The organism is Streptomyces sp. NPDC001407 (assembly GCF_042895325.1).
In the GTDB taxonomy this organism is placed as follows: domain Bacteria; phylum Actinomycetota; class Actinomycetes; order Streptomycetales; family Streptomycetaceae; genus Streptomyces.
Genome location: NZ_JBIAWF010000017.1, coordinates 80,188 through 95,537, shown reverse-complemented (window position 1 = coordinate 95,537; position 15,350 = coordinate 80,188). Strand labels below are relative to the sequence as shown.

The 15,350-nt window shown below is 71.3% G+C and carries 15 protein-coding genes and 1 pseudogene; 10 read left to right on the top strand and 6 right to left on the bottom strand.

Annotated elements, in window-relative coordinates:
- Positions 1–13 precede the first annotated feature (13 nt).
- Complete coding sequence (locus tag ACFY1P_RS23210; RefSeq protein ID WP_361527929.1) at positions 14–1,060, top strand: amidohydrolase; 1,047 nt, start codon at positions 14–16, stop codon at positions 1,058–1,060.
- On the opposite strand, the gene ACFY1P_RS23205 is transcribed toward ACFY1P_RS23210, so the two are convergent.
- From ACFY1P_RS23205 to ACFY1P_RS23195, 3 genes are all read right to left on the bottom strand, one after another.
- Positions 1,033–2,022: a COX15/CtaA family protein gene (locus ACFY1P_RS23205; protein WP_361527927.1), complete on the bottom strand. Its 990-nt coding sequence runs from the start codon at positions 2,020–2,022 to the stop codon at positions 1,033–1,035. The genes ACFY1P_RS23210 and ACFY1P_RS23205 overlap by 28 nt on opposite strands.
- 90 nt (positions 2,023–2,112) lie before the next feature.
- Entirely contained in the window at positions 2,113–2,898 is a 786-nt protein-coding gene (locus tag ACFY1P_RS23200; protein ID WP_390751747.1) for an ABC transporter permease, read from the bottom strand.
- A complete protein-coding gene (locus ACFY1P_RS23195; protein ID WP_390751746.1) occupies positions 2,895–3,866 on the bottom strand; it encodes an ABC transporter ATP-binding protein in 972 nt (323 codons plus the stop codon). Before ACFY1P_RS23195 ends, ACFY1P_RS23200 begins: the two co-directional genes overlap by 4 nt.
- A 174-nt stretch (positions 3,867–4,040) precedes the next feature.
- Between ACFY1P_RS23195 and ACFY1P_RS23190 the strand changes: the two genes are divergently transcribed.
- From ACFY1P_RS23190 to ACFY1P_RS23155, 8 genes are all read left to right on the top strand, one after another.
- Positions 4,041–4,862 (top strand): helix-turn-helix transcriptional regulator, encoded by an 822-nt coding sequence (locus ACFY1P_RS23190; protein ID WP_390751745.1) that lies wholly within the window; start codon positions 4,041–4,043, stop codon positions 4,860–4,862.
- Positions 4,859–6,280, top strand: coding sequence for a Fe-S cluster assembly protein SufB (gene sufB / locus ACFY1P_RS23185; protein WP_361527921.1), 1,422 nt, complete (start codon positions 4,859–4,861; stop codon positions 6,278–6,280). Before ACFY1P_RS23190 ends, sufB begins: the two co-directional genes overlap by 4 nt.
- Positions 6,281–6,341: 61 nt before the next feature.
- Positions 6,342–7,523: a Fe-S cluster assembly protein SufD gene (sufD, locus tag ACFY1P_RS23180; protein WP_361527919.1), complete on the top strand. Its 1,182-nt coding sequence runs from the start codon at positions 6,342–6,344 to the stop codon at positions 7,521–7,523.
- Complete coding sequence (locus ACFY1P_RS23175) at positions 7,520–7,840, top strand: non-heme iron oxygenase ferredoxin subunit (RefSeq protein ID WP_361527917.1); 321 nt, start codon at positions 7,520–7,522, stop codon at positions 7,838–7,840. Before sufD ends, ACFY1P_RS23175 begins: the two co-directional genes overlap by 4 nt.
- A gap of 7 nt (positions 7,841–7,847) precedes the next feature.
- Entirely contained in the window at positions 7,848–8,615 is a 768-nt protein-coding gene (gene sufC, locus ACFY1P_RS23170; protein ID WP_361527915.1) for a Fe-S cluster assembly ATPase SufC, read from the top strand.
- The gene (locus tag ACFY1P_RS23165; RefSeq protein WP_361527913.1) at positions 8,612–9,868 is read left to right on the top strand and encodes a cysteine desulfurase; all 1,257 of its coding nucleotides are present in this window, start codon (positions 8,612–8,614) and stop codon (positions 9,866–9,868) included. The genes sufC and ACFY1P_RS23165 overlap by 4 nt, the downstream gene beginning before the upstream one ends.
- A gap of 18 nt (positions 9,869–9,886) precedes the next feature.
- On the top strand, positions 9,887–10,342 hold the full coding sequence (gene sufU / locus ACFY1P_RS23160; protein WP_361527911.1) for a Fe-S cluster assembly sulfur transfer protein SufU: 456 nt from the start codon (positions 9,887–9,889) through the stop codon (positions 10,340–10,342).
- Complete coding sequence (locus ACFY1P_RS23155) at positions 10,339–10,677, top strand: metal-sulfur cluster assembly factor (RefSeq protein WP_361527909.1); 339 nt, start codon at positions 10,339–10,341, stop codon at positions 10,675–10,677. Before sufU ends, ACFY1P_RS23155 begins: the two co-directional genes overlap by 4 nt.
- A gap of 80 nt (positions 10,678–10,757) precedes the next feature.
- Here the strand turns inward: ACFY1P_RS23155 and ACFY1P_RS23150 are convergent, their stop codons facing one another.
- A complete protein-coding gene (locus ACFY1P_RS23150) occupies positions 10,758–11,438 on the bottom strand; it encodes a DUF6445 family protein (RefSeq protein ID WP_361527907.1) in 681 nt (226 codons plus the stop codon).
- 171 nt (positions 11,439–11,609) lie between these two features.
- Here ACFY1P_RS23150 and dapD point away from each other — a divergent pair, with 171 nt between their 5' ends.
- The gene (dapD, locus tag ACFY1P_RS23145; protein WP_390751744.1) at positions 11,610–12,596 is read left to right on the top strand and encodes a 2,3,4,5-tetrahydropyridine-2,6-dicarboxylate N-succinyltransferase; all 987 of its coding nucleotides are present in this window, start codon (positions 11,610–11,612) and stop codon (positions 12,594–12,596) included.
- Between the two features lie 119 nt (positions 12,597–12,715).
- Here dapD and ACFY1P_RS23140 read toward each other — a convergent pair.
- Both ACFY1P_RS23140 and ACFY1P_RS23135 read right to left on the bottom strand, forming a co-directional pair.
- Positions 12,716–13,168: pseudogene (locus ACFY1P_RS23140) on the bottom strand (dihydrodipicolinate synthase family protein); the annotation flags it as partial.
- A gap of 292 nt (positions 13,169–13,460) precedes the next feature.
- A complete protein-coding gene (locus ACFY1P_RS23135) occupies positions 13,461–15,290 on the bottom strand; it encodes an endonuclease/exonuclease/phosphatase family protein (protein WP_390751743.1) in 1,830 nt (609 codons plus the stop codon).
- Positions 15,291–15,350 lie beyond the last annotated feature (60 nt).

The window sequence follows — 15,350 nt, the reverse complement described above, 5'->3', positions numbered from 1 at the left end:
GGCGAGGGCGCGGATGGACGGCATGCCGCCGATCGTGGATCAGCACAGCCACGGCACGGTCCACGGCGAGCTGGGGCTCGGGAAGTTCGAGGCGCACCTCGCCGCGGCCGCCGGGTCCACCGGCCCCGCACCGCCCGGCACCACCTTCTTCGACAGCCCCGCCGGCCTCGCCGTGCGCCGCTGGTGCCCGCCCCTGCTCGGCCTGGAGCCGCACTGCGCGCCGGTGCGCTATCTGGCCCGGCGGCGGGAACTGGGCGCCTACCGCGCCGGGCGGCTGCTGCTGCGCGGCGCGGGCATCGGCACCTTCCTGCTGGAGTCCGGGGCGCCCGGCGCCCTCACCTCGGCCGCGGAGCTGGCGTACGCGGCGAACGGGCACGCCCACGAGGTCGTACGGCTCGAACCGCTGGCCGAACAGGTCGCCGACACCTCCGGCAGCGCCGGTTCCTTCGCCGCTTACGTCGCCGAGGCGCTGTGGGCGGCCGCTCGCGGCGCCACCGCCTTCGCCTCCGGGATCCGCTGCTGCGACGGCACCCCGCCGGAGCCGCCCGAGGTCCGCAGGGCCGTCGACCGCTGGCTGCGCACGCGCCGGCCGGGCGGCCGGCTGGACGAGCCCGTGGTCGCCTGCCATCTGCTGTGGACGGCGGTCGCCACCGGGCTGCCCGTGCAGCTGCACTGCCCCGACCCCCGGCGCGTGACGCCCTTCCTGCGCGCCACCGAGGGGCTGGGGACCGATCTGGTGCTGCTGCCCGACCCCTGGCACCACCGGCAGGCGGCGCGGCTGGCGGCGGGATTCCCGCACGTCTACGCGGACGTGGGCACCCGGCCCGAGGAGAGCCTGAGCGAAGCGCCGTTCGGGAAGCTGGTGTTCTCCACCGGGGCGCGGGCGCTCGCGGAGCTCTATGTGGTCGGCGCCCGGACCTTCTCGCAGGCCATGGAGAGGCTCATGAACGACTGGGTCGCCGACGGGGTGTGCCGGTGGGCGGAGGCGGGGCGGATCGCCTCGCTCGTCGCCGCCGGCACCGCCCGCAGGATCTACCGGCTGGGGACGGAGGCCGGCTGAAGCGCGTCGTGCTCGCCGGAGGGGGCGGGCACGGAGGCGAGCTCGCCGCGGTCGCGCAGCGCCAGGAAGACCCGCAGGACGGCGATCCACACCAGGCAGGAGCCGAGCATGTGGGCGCCGACGATCAGCTCCGGCTGGCCGGTGAAGTACTGCACGTACCCTATGACGCCCTGGAGCAGCAGCACGACGAACAGCTCGGTGACCCGGCGGCTCGGTGCCGCGGCCGCCTTGACGGCCCGCAGGGTGAACCACAGGGCGACGGTCAGGCCGACCACGACGAACACGAAGTCGACGTGCAGCTGCGTCAGCTCACGCCAGTTCAGCGGGATCCGGTGCACGTTCTTGGACGCGTCGCCCGCGTGCTTGCCCGCGCCGGTGACCACCGTGCCGATCACGATCAGCAGGGCGCTGGCGACGACCAGCAGCCAGCTCATCTGCCGCACCGGACGGGCCACCAGGTCACGCGGCTCGGCGTCGCCCTCGCGGCTGCGCTGCCACATCACCACGGCGACGGTCAACAGCGCGGTGGACAGCAGGAAGTGGGCGCTGACGATGTACGGGTTGAGGCCCGTCAGCACCGTGACGCCGCCGACGACGGCGTTGCCCATGACGATCCAGAACTGCGCCCAGCCCAGCCGGGTCAGGGAGCGCCGGCGCGGCTCACGCGCGCGTGCCGCGATGATCGCGAGCCCGACGACGCCGCACAGGACGTACGTCAGCATGCGGTTGCCGAACTCGATGATTCCGTTGATGCCCATCGCGCGCGTGGGCGTCAGGCTCTCGTCGGTGCAGGTCGGCCACGTCGGGCAGCCGAGCCCCGACTGGGTCAGCCGGACCGCGCCGCCGGTCACCACGATGATCACGGCCATGACCACACAGGCGAGCGCGGCCCGCTGGACGAAGCGCGCGGAGGGCTGCCAGCGGTCGGCGATCAGCTGGAGGGGGTTCATCGAATTCGGCACGGAGTCATCGTAAGGGCCCGCTTGTGCATGGATTCACGAGGGGGGTGCGTGGCGAATTGCCCGATGTCCGCCGGGCCGGCTCGCCCCCGGTCACTCCCAGCGGAAGAAGCGCGCCGCCGCGCCCAGTCCGAGCACCGCCCAGACCGCGAGGATGCCCAGGTCGGCCCAGGGGACGCCCGCGCCGTGCTGGAGCACGTCCCGCAGGCCGCCCGAGAGCGCGGAGATCGGCAGCAGGTCCAGCACCGTCCGGGCGGCGGCCGGGAACTTCTCCAGCGACACGATCACCCCGCCGCCGACCAGCAGCAGCAGGAAGACGAGGTTGGCGGCGGCAAGCGTCGCCTCGGCCTTGAGGGTGCCCGCCATCAGCAGGCCCAGCCCGGAGAAGGCCGCGGTGCCGAGCACGAGCAGCAGGACGACGGCGAAGGGGTTGCCGTGCGGGGACCAGCCCAGCGCGAACGCGATCACCGTCAGCAGGACGATCTGGAGCACCTCGGTGACCAGCACGGAGCAGGTCTTCGCGGTCATCAGGCCCCAGCGCGGCAGCGGGGAGGCGCCGAGCCGCTTCAGGACGCCGTAGCGCCGCTCGAAGCCGGTCGCGATGGCCTGGCCGGTGAAGGCCGTCGACAGCACCGCCAGGGCCAGGACGCCCGGGGCGAGGAAGTCGACGGCCTTACCCTCGCCCGTGTCGACGATGTCGACGGAGCTGAAGAGCACCAGCAGCAGGGTCGGGATGACGACGGTCAGCAGGAGCTGCTCGCCGTTGCGCAGCAGCATCCGGGTCTCCAGCGCGGCCTGCGCGCGGATCATCCGGCCCAGCGGCGCGGCCCCGGGCGCGGGCGTGAAGGTCCCGGCGCTCGTGCTCGTCTCGGTGCTCATGCCCGCAGCTCCTTGCCGGTCAGTTCGAGGAAGACGTCCTCCAGCGTGTGCCGTTCCACCGCTATGTGGTCCGGCATGACCCCGTGCTGCGCGCACCATATGGTGACCGTCGCCAGCAGCTGGGGGTCGATCTTGCCGCTGACCCGGTACGTACCGGGCGTGAGCTCCACCGCGGCGGAGTCCGCGGGCAGGGCCTTGAGGAGCGAGGCGAGGTCGAGCGAGGGGCGGCCGCTGAAGCGGAGCGTGTTCTCGGCGCCGCCGCGGCAGAGCTCCTCGGGGCTGCCCTGGGCGATGACCTTGCCGCTGTCGATGATGGCGACGTCGTCGGCCAGGGCCTCCGCCTCGTCCATGTAGTGCGTGGTGAGGACGACGGTGACGCCGTCCTGGCGCAGCTCGCGCACCAGGTCCCAGGTGGCGTGCCTGGCCTGGGGGTCCAGGCCGGCCGTCGGCTCGTCGAGGAAGACCAGCTCGGGGCGGCCGACGACGGCCATCGCGAGGGAGAGCCGCTGCTGCTGCCCGCCGGACAGCCGCCGGTAGGCGGTCCGCCCGCAGCTCTCCAGGCCGAGCCGCTCGACGAGCATGCCGACGTCGAGGGGGTGGGCGTGCAGGGAGGCGGTGTGGCGCAGCATCTCCTCCGCGCGGGCGCCCGCGTAGACGCCCCCGCTCTGGAGCATCACGCCGATGCGGGGCCGCAGTGCGGCGGCGTCGGCGACCGGGTCGAGGCCGAGCACCCGGACGGTGCCGCCGTCGGGGCGGCGGTAGCCCTCGCAGGTCTCGACGGTGGTCGTCTTGCCCGCGCCGTTGGGGCCGAGCACGGCGGTGAGGGAGCCGCGGGCGACGGACAGGTCGAGGCCGTCGACGGCGGTTTTCGGCCCGTACCGCTTCACCAGCCCGCGGACCTCGACCGCGGGCTCACGGCCGGGGGGCGGGGGGACGGCCGGGCTGTCCCCCGGGAAGACGCTGCGCATGGCGGGAAGTCTACGAACCCGGCGGCCCCCCGGACCGCCCCGGGGTGCGGGATTCCCCCGTACTCGCGGGTGATCTTGGCCGTGGCGGTTAGGTGACCCTTAGTGATCGAGGCCACCGGGGGGTGGTCCCGGTGAGGCTTGTCCGTATCCCGGTAATTACGCAACAATGGTGTTGTGAAATACGCGAGCGAGGCTCCGCAGGACCCCACGGCCGGGCCGGCCGCCGGGGTTCACGCGTCTGCCTCCGTGCCCGCGCGCGACGAGGAGCGCGTTCACGACGAGCAGCGCGGCACCCGTAACCGCGTCGCCCGCTCCATCCTCGACCACGGCCCGTCCACCGCGGCCGAGCTGGCCGTGCGCCTGGAGCTGACGCAGGCCGCCGTCCGCCGCCACCTCGACACCCTGGTCGCCGAGGGCGTCGTCGAGCCCCGCGAGAAGCGGGTCTACGGCGCGCGCACCCGCGGCCGCCCCGCGAAGGCGTTCGCGCTCACCGACTGCGGCCGCGACGCCTTCGACCAGGCATACGACAAGCTCGCCGGGGACGCCCTGCGCTGGATCGCGCAGGCCGCCGGCGGTGGCGAGATGGGCGAGGCCGCGGTCGCGGCCTTCGCCCGCGCCCGGATGGCCGCACAGGCCGAGGGGTATCGCAAGGCCCTGGAGGCCGTCGCGCCGGATTCCCGCGCGGAGGCCCTTGCCAGGGCATTGACCGAAGACGGGTACGCTGCTACGGCGCGTAGCGCGCCGGTCGGCGAACAGCTTTGTCAGCACCACTGCCCGGTCGCCCATGTCGCCGAGCAGTTCCCGCAGCTGTGCGAGGCGGAGACCGAGGTCTTCTCCCGCCTGCTCGGGACGCATGTGCAGCGTCTTGCCACCATCGCCCACGGCGACGGGGTGTGCACGACGTTCATCCCGCGCGGCAACCCGCAGAGCGAGAAGCAGCGCACCACCGAGACCACCACAGCATCCGCCAGCACGGCCGGGAGGAACCCCGCATGACTCTCCCCACGGAGACTGCCCACCCTGAGCTCGAAGGCCTGGGCACGTACGAATACGGCTGGGCCGATTCCGACGTGGCCGGGGCCGCGGCCAAGCGCGGCCTCTCCGAGGAGGTCGTCCGCGACATCTCGGCCAAGAAGTCCGAGCCGGAGTGGATGCTCAAGCTGCGTCTGAAGGGCCTGCGGCTCTTCGACAAGAAGCCCATGCCGACCTGGGGCTCGGACCTCTCCGGCATCGACTTCGACAACATCAAGTACTTCGTCCGCTCCACCGAGAAGCAGGCCGCCACCTGGGAGGACCTGCCCGCGGACATCAAGAACACCTACGACAAGCTGGGCATCCCGGAGGCCGAGAAGCAGCGCCTCGTCGCCGGTGTCGCCGCGCAGTACGAGTCGGAGGTCGTCTACCACCAGATCCGTGAGGACCTGGAGGAGCAGGGCGTCCTCTTCCTGGACACCGACACCGCGCTCAAGGAGCACCCGGAGATCTTCCAGGAGTACTTCGGCACGGTGATCCCCGTCGGCGACAACAAGTTCGCCTCGCTGAACACCGCCGTGTGGTCCGGTGGCTCCTTCATCTACGTCCCGCCGGGCGTCCACGTCGACATCCCGCTCCAGGCCTACTTCCGTATCAACACGGAGAACATGGGCCAGTTCGAGCGCACGCTGATCATCGTCGACGAGAACGCCTACGTGCACTACGTCGAGGGCTGCACCGCCCCGATCTACTCCTCGGACTCGCTGCACAGCGCCGTTGTGGAGATCATCGTCAAGAAGGGCGGCCGCTGCCGCTACACGACCATCCAGAACTGGTCGAACAACGTCTACAACCTGGTCACCAAGCGGGCCGTGGCCTATGAGGGCGCGACCATGGAGTGGGTCGACGGCAACATCGGCTCCAAGGTGACCATGAAGTACCCGGCCGTCTATCTGATGGGCGAGCACGCCAAGGGCGAGACCCTCTCCATCGCCTTCTCCGGCGAGGGCCAGCACCAGGACGCCGGCGCGAAGATGGTCCACATGGCGCCGAACACCTCCTCCAACATCGTCTCCAAGTCGGTGGCGCGAGGCGGCGGCCGCACCTCCTACCGCGGCCTGATCGAGATCGGCGAGGGTGCCCACGGCTCCAAGTCGAACGTGCTCTGCGACGCCCTGCTGGTGGACACCATCTCCCGGTCGGACACCTACCCCTACGTCGACGTCCGCGAGGACGACGTCTCCATGGGCCACGAGGCGACCGTCTCCAAGGTCAGCGACGACCAGCTCTTCTACCTGATGAGCCGTGGCCTGACGGAGTTCGAGGCCATGGCGATGATCGTGCGCGGCTTCGTCGAGCCGATCGCCCGCGAGCTGCCCATGGAGTACGCCCTGGAGCTCAACCGGCTGATCGAGCTGCAGATGGAAGGCGCGGTCGGCTGACGGCCGCCCCCCCACCCCGCAGCGACCCCTTTTGTGACAGGAAGAGAGCACGACGACAGCCATGGCTGACAACACTCCCGCCGGCAGCACGACCGACGGCGCCATCCAGGTGGGCGGGCCCCAGCAGCCCATCGACGCGCGCGTCAGCGCCCCCGCCTCGTACGACGTCGCGGACTTCCCCGTGCCGCACGGCCGCGAGGAGGAGTGGCGGTTCACCCCGCTGGAGCGCCTCCGTGGCCTGCACGACGGCACCGCGGTGGCGGACGGCGGCGGCGTCAAGGTCGAGGTGAGCGCCCCCGAGGGCGTCACCGTCGAGACCGTCGGCCGGGACGACGCCCGCCTCGGCCGCGCCGGCAAGCCGGTCGACCGCGTCGCCGCCCAGGCGTACAGCTCCTTCGAGAAGGCCTCGGTCGTCTCGATCCCGAAGGACACGGTGCTCACCGAGCCCGTCCGCATCTCCGTGCACGGAGAGGGCGGCGTGGCCTTCGGCCACCAGGTCGTCGAGCTCGGTGCCTTCGCCGAGGCCGTCGTCGTCCTCGACCACACCGGTGACGCGGTGCTCGCGGCCAACGTCGAGTACGTGATCGGCGACGGCGCCAAGCTCACCGTCGTCTCCGTCCAGGACTGGGACGGCACCGCCGTGCACGCCGCGCAGCACACCGCGCTGGTGGGCCGCGACGCCTCCTTCAAGTCCGTGATCGTCACCTTCGGCGGCGACCTGGTCCGCCTCCACCCCCGCGTCGTCTACGCCGCCCCCGGCGGCGAGGCCGAGCTCTACGGCCTGTACTTCACGGACGAGGGCCAGCACCAGGAGCACCGCCTCTTCGTCGACCACGACACCCCGCACTGCCGCAGCAACGTCGCCTACAAGGGCGCGCTCCAGGGCGACGGCGCCCACGCGGTGTGGATCGGCGACGTCCTCATCCGCGCCGCGGCCGAGGGCACGGACACCTACGAGCTCAACCGCAACCTCGTCCTCACCGACGGCGCCCGCGTCGACTCCGTGCCCAACCTGGAGATCGAGACCGGCGAGATCGTCGGCGCCGGCCACGCCTCGGCGACCGGCCGCTTCGACGACGAGCAGCTCTTCTACCTGATGGCCCGCGGCATCCCGGCCGACGAGGCCCGCCGCCTGGTCGTCCGCGGCTTCTTCGCCGAGCTCGTCCAGCAGATCGGCCTCCCCGACCTGGAGGAGCGCCTCATCGCCAAGATCGAGGCCGAGCTGGAAGCGTCGGTGGCATGAGCGCATTCGTGAAGGTGGCCGCCCTGAGCGAGCTGGAGGAGGACACCCCCAAGCGGGTCGAGGTCGACGGCACGCCGGTCTCCCTCGTCCGCACCGAGGGCGAGGTGTTCGCGATCAACGACATCTGCTCGCACGCGAACGTCTCGCTGTCCGAGGGCGAGGTGGAGGACTGCGCCATCGAGTGCTGGCTGCACGGCTCCAGCTTCGACCTGCGCACCGGCAAGCCCTCGGGGCTGCCCGCCACGCGCCCCGTCCCCGTATACCCCGTCAAGATCGAAGGGGACGACGTGCTCGTCTCCGTCACCCAGGAGTCCTGAGTTCCCCATGGCAACGCTTGAGATCCACGACCTGCACGTTTCCGTCGAGGCCGAGAACGGCCCCCGGGAGATCCTGCGCGGCGTCGACCTGACCGTGAAGCAGGGCGAGACCCACGCCATCATGGGCCCCAACGGCTCCGGCAAGTCGACCCTGGCCTACTCCCTGGCCGGGCACCCGAAGTACACGATCACCGGCGGCACCGTCACCCTCGACGGCGAGGACGTCCTGGAGATGTCCGTCGACGAGCGCGCCCGCGCCGGCGTCTTCCTCGCCATGCAGTACCCCGTCGAGGTCCCCGGCGTCTCGGTCTCCAACTTCCTGCGCACCTCCGCCACCGCCATCCGCGGCGAGGCCCCCAAGCTGCGCACCTGGGTGAAGGAGGTCAAGGAGGCCATGGAGCGCCTCAACATGGACCCCGCCTTCGCCGAGCGCAACGTCAACGAGGGCTTCTCCGGCGGTGAGAAGAAGCGCCACGAGATCCTCCAGCTGGAGCTCCTCAAGCCGAAGATCGCGATCCTCGACGAGACCGACTCCGGCCTGGACGTCGACGCGCTGCGCCAGGTCTCCGAGGGCGTCAACCGCGTCCGCGAGACCGGTGAGGTCGGCACCCTGCTGATCACGCACTACACGCGCATCCTGCGCTACATCAAGCCCGACTTCGTCCACGTCTTCTCCGGCGGCCGCATCGTCGAGTCCGGCGGCGCCGAGCTGGCCGACAAGCTGGAGAACGAGGGCTACGAGGCCTACCAGACGAAGGGCGGCGTAACCGCGTGACGATACTGCCGGGGCTCCTCGACACCGACGCGATCCGCAAGGACTTCCCGATCCTGGACCGCACGGTCCACGACGGCAAGAAGATCGTGTACCTGGACTCCGCGGCGACCTCGCAGAAGCCGCGGCAGGTCCTCGACGCGCTCAACGCGTACTACGAGCGCCACAACGCCAACGTCCACCGCGGCGTCTACACGATCGCCGAGGAGGCCACGGCGCTCTACGAGGGCGCCCGCGACAAGGTCGCGGCCTTCATCAACGCGCCCAGCCGCGACGAGGTGATCTTCACCAAGAACGCCTCCGAGTCGCTCAACCTCGTGGCCAACATGCTCGGCTGGGCCGATGAGCCCTACCGCGTGGACCACGACACCGAGATCGTCATCACGGAGATGGAGCACCACTCCAACATCGTGCCCTGGCAGCTGCTCTCGCAGCGCACCGGCGCGAAGCTGAAGTGGTTCGGCCTCACCGACGACGGCCGGCTCGACCTGTCCAACATCGACGAGATCATCACCGAGAAGACCAAGGTCGTCTCCTTCGTGCTGGTCTCCAACATCATGGGCACGGTCAACCCGGTCGAGGCGATCGTGCGCCGCGCCCAGGAGGTCGGCGCGCTCGTCGTCGTCGACGCCTCCCAGGCCGCCCCGCACATGGTGCTGGACGTCCAGGCGCTCCAGGCCGACTTCGTGGCCTTCACCGGCCACAAGATGTGCGCGCCCACGGGCATCGGCGTCCTCTGGGGCCGCCAGGAGCTCCTGGAGGACCTGCCGCCCTTCCTCGGCGGCGGCGAGATGATCGAGACCGTCTCGATGCACTCCTCGACCTACGCCCCCGCGCCGCACAAGTTCGAGGCCGGTACGCCCCCGATCGCCCAGGCCGTCGGCCTCGGCGCCGCGGTGGACTACCTCTCGGCGATCGGCATGGAGAACATCGCCCGCCACGAGCACGCGATCACCGAATACGCGGTCCGCAGGCTCCAGGAGGTCCCCGACCTGCGCATCATCGGCCCCACCACGGCCGAGGACCGCGGGGCCACGATCTCCTTCACCCTCGGGGACATCCACCCCCACGACGTCGGCCAGGTGCTCGACGAGCAGGGCATCGCCGTCCGCGTCGGCCACCACTGCGCGCGGCCCGTCTGCCTGCGGTACGGAATTCCCGCGACCACCCGGGCGTCGTTCTATCTGTACTCCACCCCCGGCGAGGTCGACGCGCTGGTCGAGGGCCTGGAGCACGTCCGGAACTTCTTCGGCTGACGATCGAGGCTGCTGACTGTGAAGCTTGATTCGATGTACCAGGACGTCATCCTGGACCACTACAAGCACCCGCACGGGCGGGGCTTGCGGCCCGGTGACGCCGAGGCGCACCACGTCAATCCCACGTGCGGCGACGAGATCACCGTGCGGGTCCGGCTCTCCGGCGAGACGATTGAAGACGTCTCGTACGAGGGCCAGGGCTGCTCCATCAGCCAGGCCAGCGCCTCGGTCCTCAACGAGCTGCTGGTCGGCAAGGATCTCGACGAGGCCCGCCGGATCCAGGAGACCTTCCTGGAGCTGATGCAGTCCAAGGGCCGGCTCGAGCCGGACGACGCGATGGAGGAGGTGCTGGAGGACGCGGTCGCGTTCGCCGGCGTCTCCAAGTACCCCGCGCGGGTGAAGTGCGCGCTGCTCAGCTGGATGGCGTGGAAGGACGCGACGGCGAAGGCGCTGTCCGAAGGGAAGACCGCATGAGTGAGAACGTGGACGTGACGACGAAGCCGGCCTCCGAGGAGGAGGTGCGCGAGGCGCTGTACGACGTCGTCGACCCCGAGCTGGGCATCGACGTCGTCAACCTCGGCCTCATCTACGGCATTCATGTCGACGACGCCAATATCGCCACCCTCGACATGACCCTGACGTCGGCGGCCTGCCCGCTGACCGATGTGATCGAGGACCAGGCGAAGTCGGCCACCGAGGGCATCGTCAACGAGCTCCGGATCAACTGGGTCTGGATGCCGCCGTGGGGCCCGGACAAGATCACGGACGACGGCCGTGAGCAGCTCCGGGCGCTCGGTTTCAACGTCTGAGACCGCCCGACCGCGCTTGCCGCAGCAGCCCGCCACCCGACCCGGTCAGGTGGCGGGCTGCTGCTGTGTGGCGCGGTGGGTCAGGCCATCCAGAAGAAGACGGCCGTCATGCGCTTGTCCTCCAGGGTGCTGCCCCAGTAGCCGGTGGCGCTGTGCATCATGTTGGCGGTGTAGAGGAGCAGCCGGTTGTAGCGGTGCGGGACGCGTACGTCCTCGGTGAAGGAGTCCGGCGGGACGAAGCGGGTGCCCAGGGCGTCGACGAGGTTGTTGTGCGGCGCCGTCACCATGTTGCCGCCGAGCCTGCCGCCGGGCAGCTGCTGCCGGTAGAAGCTGGTGCCGCAGTCCTTGGGCACGTGGGGGTTGAGGTAGAGCACCGCGGCGTAGCGGCACAGGGAGCGTGAGTCGGTGTGCGGGCGGGGCTCGGACTCGCCCTTGCCCACGACCTGGACGCAGTTGTGGTTGAGCGTCCCGCCGCCGGGCGCCGTCTCCATCCAGATCCGCCGGGCACCGGTCGCCTTGCGCACCAGCCGCTCCACGCGGTCCAGCTCGTCCGGTTCGAGCCCCGGCATGGTCCGCATGCCGGGCCAGCTCTCGGGCTTGTGCGGATACCCCTCGACCCAGTCGTCCTTCGCGAGGCAGCGCTCCCGGACGGCGTCGACGCCGGGGAGCACGTCGTCCAGCACCCAGTAGTCCCGGCCTGGGGTGGGTTTGCGGTAGGGAAGCACCGGCAGCGCGGGCTTCCGCGTGGGATCGGGGGACATGCGGCAGACCATACGGTCGACAACTGCCAGCGTTCGCCTCGGAATTGGTCAACAATGGCCCAACTCGGCCCATCGGTGGGTGACCGCGCCGCCACCGTGCGTGGGCCCGCCGCGGTGATCGTCGGTGGGGCCGGTTCGCATTGAGCGGCTGTGTCCGGTTAGCTTTCGACCATGACCGATGCAGTTGCTTCCCCCACCGGCGCCGTCGCCGCCGGCCTCGCCACGATCACCGAGGACGGCACCGTCCTCGACACCTGGTTCCCGGCCCCCGAGCTGGTCGCCGAGCCCGGCCCGGCCGGGACCGAGCGGCTGACCGCCGAGCGCGCCGCGGAGCTGCTGGGCGAGGCCGTCCTCAAGGCCGTCGGGCCCGACCCGCGCCGCGCCGTCGAGGTCGTCGCCGTCCGTACGGTCATCGCCTCGCTGGACGAGAAGCCGCTCGACGCGCACGACGCCTACCTCCGTCTGCACCTGCTCTCCCACCGCCTGGTCAAGCCGCACGGCCAGAACCTGGACGGCATCTTCGGCCTGCTCGCGAACGTCGCCTGGACCTCGCTGGGCCCCGTCGCCGTCGACCAGGTCGAGACCGTCCGCCTCAACGCCCGCGCCGAGGGCCTGCACCTGTCGGTGACCAGCATCGACAAGTTCCCGCGCATGACCGACTACGTCGCCCCCTCCGGCGTCCGCATCGCCGACGCCGACCGGGCCCGCCTCGGTGCGCACCTCGCGCCCGGCACCACCGTCATGCACGAGGGCTTCGTCAACTTCAACGCCGGCACGCTCGGCACGTCCATGGTCGAGGGCCGGATCAGCGCGGGCGTCGTCGTCGGCGACGGCTCCGACATCGGCGGCGGCGCGTCGATCATGGGCACCCTGTCCGGCGGCGGCAAGCAGATCATCTCCATCGGCGAGCGCTGCCTGCTCGGCGCCGAGGCCGGCATCGGCATCGCGCTGGGCGACGACTGCATCGTCGAGGCCGGTCTGTACGTCACGGCGGGCACGCGCGTGACCCTGCCGGACGGCGAGGTCGTCAAGGCGCTGGACCTCTCCGGCGTGAACAACCTCCTCTTCCGCCGCAACTCCACGACGGGCCGCGTCGAGGCCCTGCCGCGCTCCGGCTCGTGGGGCGGGCTGAACGAGGCGCTGCACAGCCACAACTGAGGCGCGGTGCTCGGGCGCGGTGCCGCCTGCGGCGGTGAGCGCCGTTGGGGCCCCCAGACTTCGTCCGGGGGCCCCAACGGGCTGGAGTGGCTGATGTGATCGCGGTACCGCGCGCAGGTCTACAGGGCGGCGTACGCCGCCACCAGCTCCGCCGTGCGGTCCGCGTCCGCCATCCGTAGCGGCGCCCGGACCGGGCCGCCCGGCAGGGCCAGAGCGTTGAGCAGGGCCTTCGCCGTCACCGTGCCCGGCAGGCCGGCGGCCATCATCAGCTGGACCAGGGGCAGGAGCCGCTGGTGGCGGCGGGTGGCCTCCGCCGTGTCCGCGCGGTCGAACGCGTCCAGGACCGCCGCCACGGCCGGGCCCGCGACGTTGGCGACCGTGCTGACGTAGCCGACGCCACCGACCGCGCGCAGCGGAAGAATCAGTTCCTCGACGCCGGAGTAGTAGGCGAGCCCGGTCTCGGCGATCACCTTCGAGCTGCCGAGCAGGTCGTAGGCGCAGTCCTTGACCCCGGCGATCCGCGGGTGCTCCGCGAGCCGCAGCACGGTCTCGGGCTCGATGCGGGTGCCGGTGACCGGCCGGTGTTTTCCCCTACCCCGCCCCTTCCCGAAACTGGGGCTCCGCCCCAGACCCCGGACGCGGCTGCGCCGCGTGTCCTCAAGCGCCGGATGGCTTGCGGTGAGGGCCGGGCCCCAGGCAGAGCCGGAGCTCAGATGATCATGCCTGATGTGCTCACCGTGACTGATCGGCCAGCGGGTCATCTATCGCGGCATCAGCCACATCCAGCCCGTCCGGCGATTAAGGACACCGCCGCGCAGCGGTGGTGCGGGGCGGCACCCTCGGAACCGAAACGGGGCTGCGCGGCTAAGGCGTCCAGCGCAGCACCTGCGGGTCGTGGTCGCTCGCCTGGTCCGCGAATTCCGCGTTGATGTGCACGATGTCGTAGTCCGTGCGACTGACATGACGGCTCGTCAGCACATGGTCGAGGACCTGGGAGTTGCCCTGGTAGACGTAGCCGTAGCGCTCCTTCTTCGGGAGCTTCGTGACCTGGTCGGTGAGGGCGCCGCCCGCGGTGAGCGCCTTGAGGGCGGGGGAGAACTGGTAGTCGTTGAGGTCGCCCGCGACGATCACGTTCGCTTGGCTGTCGGCCGCCAGCAGCCGCTTGACGAAGGCGTTGACGAGCTTCGCCTGCCGCGTCCGCTGGACCTCCGAGGTGCGGGCCGGGGGCTGGAAGCGGCTGTCGAGGCCCTGGTCGCCGCCCTTGGAGTTGAAGTGGTTGGCGACGACGAAGACGCGCTTGCCCCGGAAGGTGAACTGCCCGGCCAGCGGCTTGCGGCTGTTCTTCCAGGCCTCGTCGGCGGGCGCCACGCGGCCCGGGGAGGCGGAGAGCGCGGCCTTGCCGCCCTCGCGGACGACCTCGACGGCCGTGGTGGAGTCCCCGCCGGGCCGGTCGTCGAAGGAGACGCGCGCGGGGTTGAAGAGGAAGGCAGTGCGGATGTTGCCGCCCGGCTGGCCGCCGTCCTGGTCGTTCACCGGGTCGATCTGCCGCCACTGGTAGGACGGGCCGCCCGCCGCCGCGATCGCGTCCGTGAGCTTCTTGAGCGTCTGCCCGGCGTCCACGACACCGTCGTCCGTCGGCCCGTCGTTGTCCTGCACCTCTTCGAGCGCGACGATGTCGGGCGACGCGAGGTTGGTGACGAGGGCCGACGCCAGGCGGTCGAACTTCGCCTGCGGGGTCCTGGGGGAGAGGTTCTCGACGTTGTACGTGGCCACGGCCAGCTCGCCGCTCTTCTGCTTGCGGGTCGTCTCGCGCTTCAGCCCCTTGTCGGCGAGCGTCCCGAGCTCGGTGGCCTGAAGCGTGTAGCCGCCGAAGTTGTCGTAGTCCAGCGGCCCGGCGGTGGTGCCCGCGAGCACGTCCCCGACGTTCGCGACCGGGAAGGGGCGCTGCGCGTACGGGATGAGCGAAGACACCTTCACCCGCCCGGAGTTGGGGTCACCGTAGGATCCGTAGAGGGTGCCGCCGCGCGCCGTGCGGTTGTGCGCCGGAGCCGCGGTGACCCACAGGTCCTTGTGCGCGCTGGTCGGGCCGACGACGGGCGCGTCCTCGACCGAGACGCGCATGCCCTCCAGCGACTCGAGCCGGTCCAGGGCGTACGTGCCCGGCTTCAGCGGCAGCTTCTCGACGGACCCCCCGCGGGCGTCGGGCGCGTACCGCCGGGGCAGCGTCGCCGGGTCGAGCACGACGGCGGCGGGCAGGGCGTTGCCGGAGGACGTGACGGTCCAGGTGGCCTTGGTCAGCTCGGTGACCGACTGAAGGCCCGCGTCCTCCCCGCCGGGATAGAACTCCGAGACGGTGCCGGAGACGAGCACCGCGTCACCGGCCTTGACGTCCGGCGTGGCCGAGCCGGTGAAGACGAAGATCCCCTCGCTGGTCGCGGGGTTCGCGTCGGGGTGCGGGTCCTGGTACCAGAAGCCGCGCGCCGAGCCGAAGGCGCGTACGGCCGTGACGACGCCCGGCACCCCGCTCACCTGCCGGCCCGCGAGCGGGGATATCCGGGTCGTGCCCTGGATGTCGTGGATCCGGACCTCCGCCGCGCTCGCGGACTGCGGCGCGGCGAGCAGTCCGGCGGCGAGCGCGGCGGCGACGACGGACACGACCGTCGGGGGTCTGAGCAGAGGGCGGCGAGCGGGCACGAGGGCCTCCGGGAGAGGTGAGGGACGGGCGGGCCGGCGCGGAAGGCGCGCGGCCGAGCG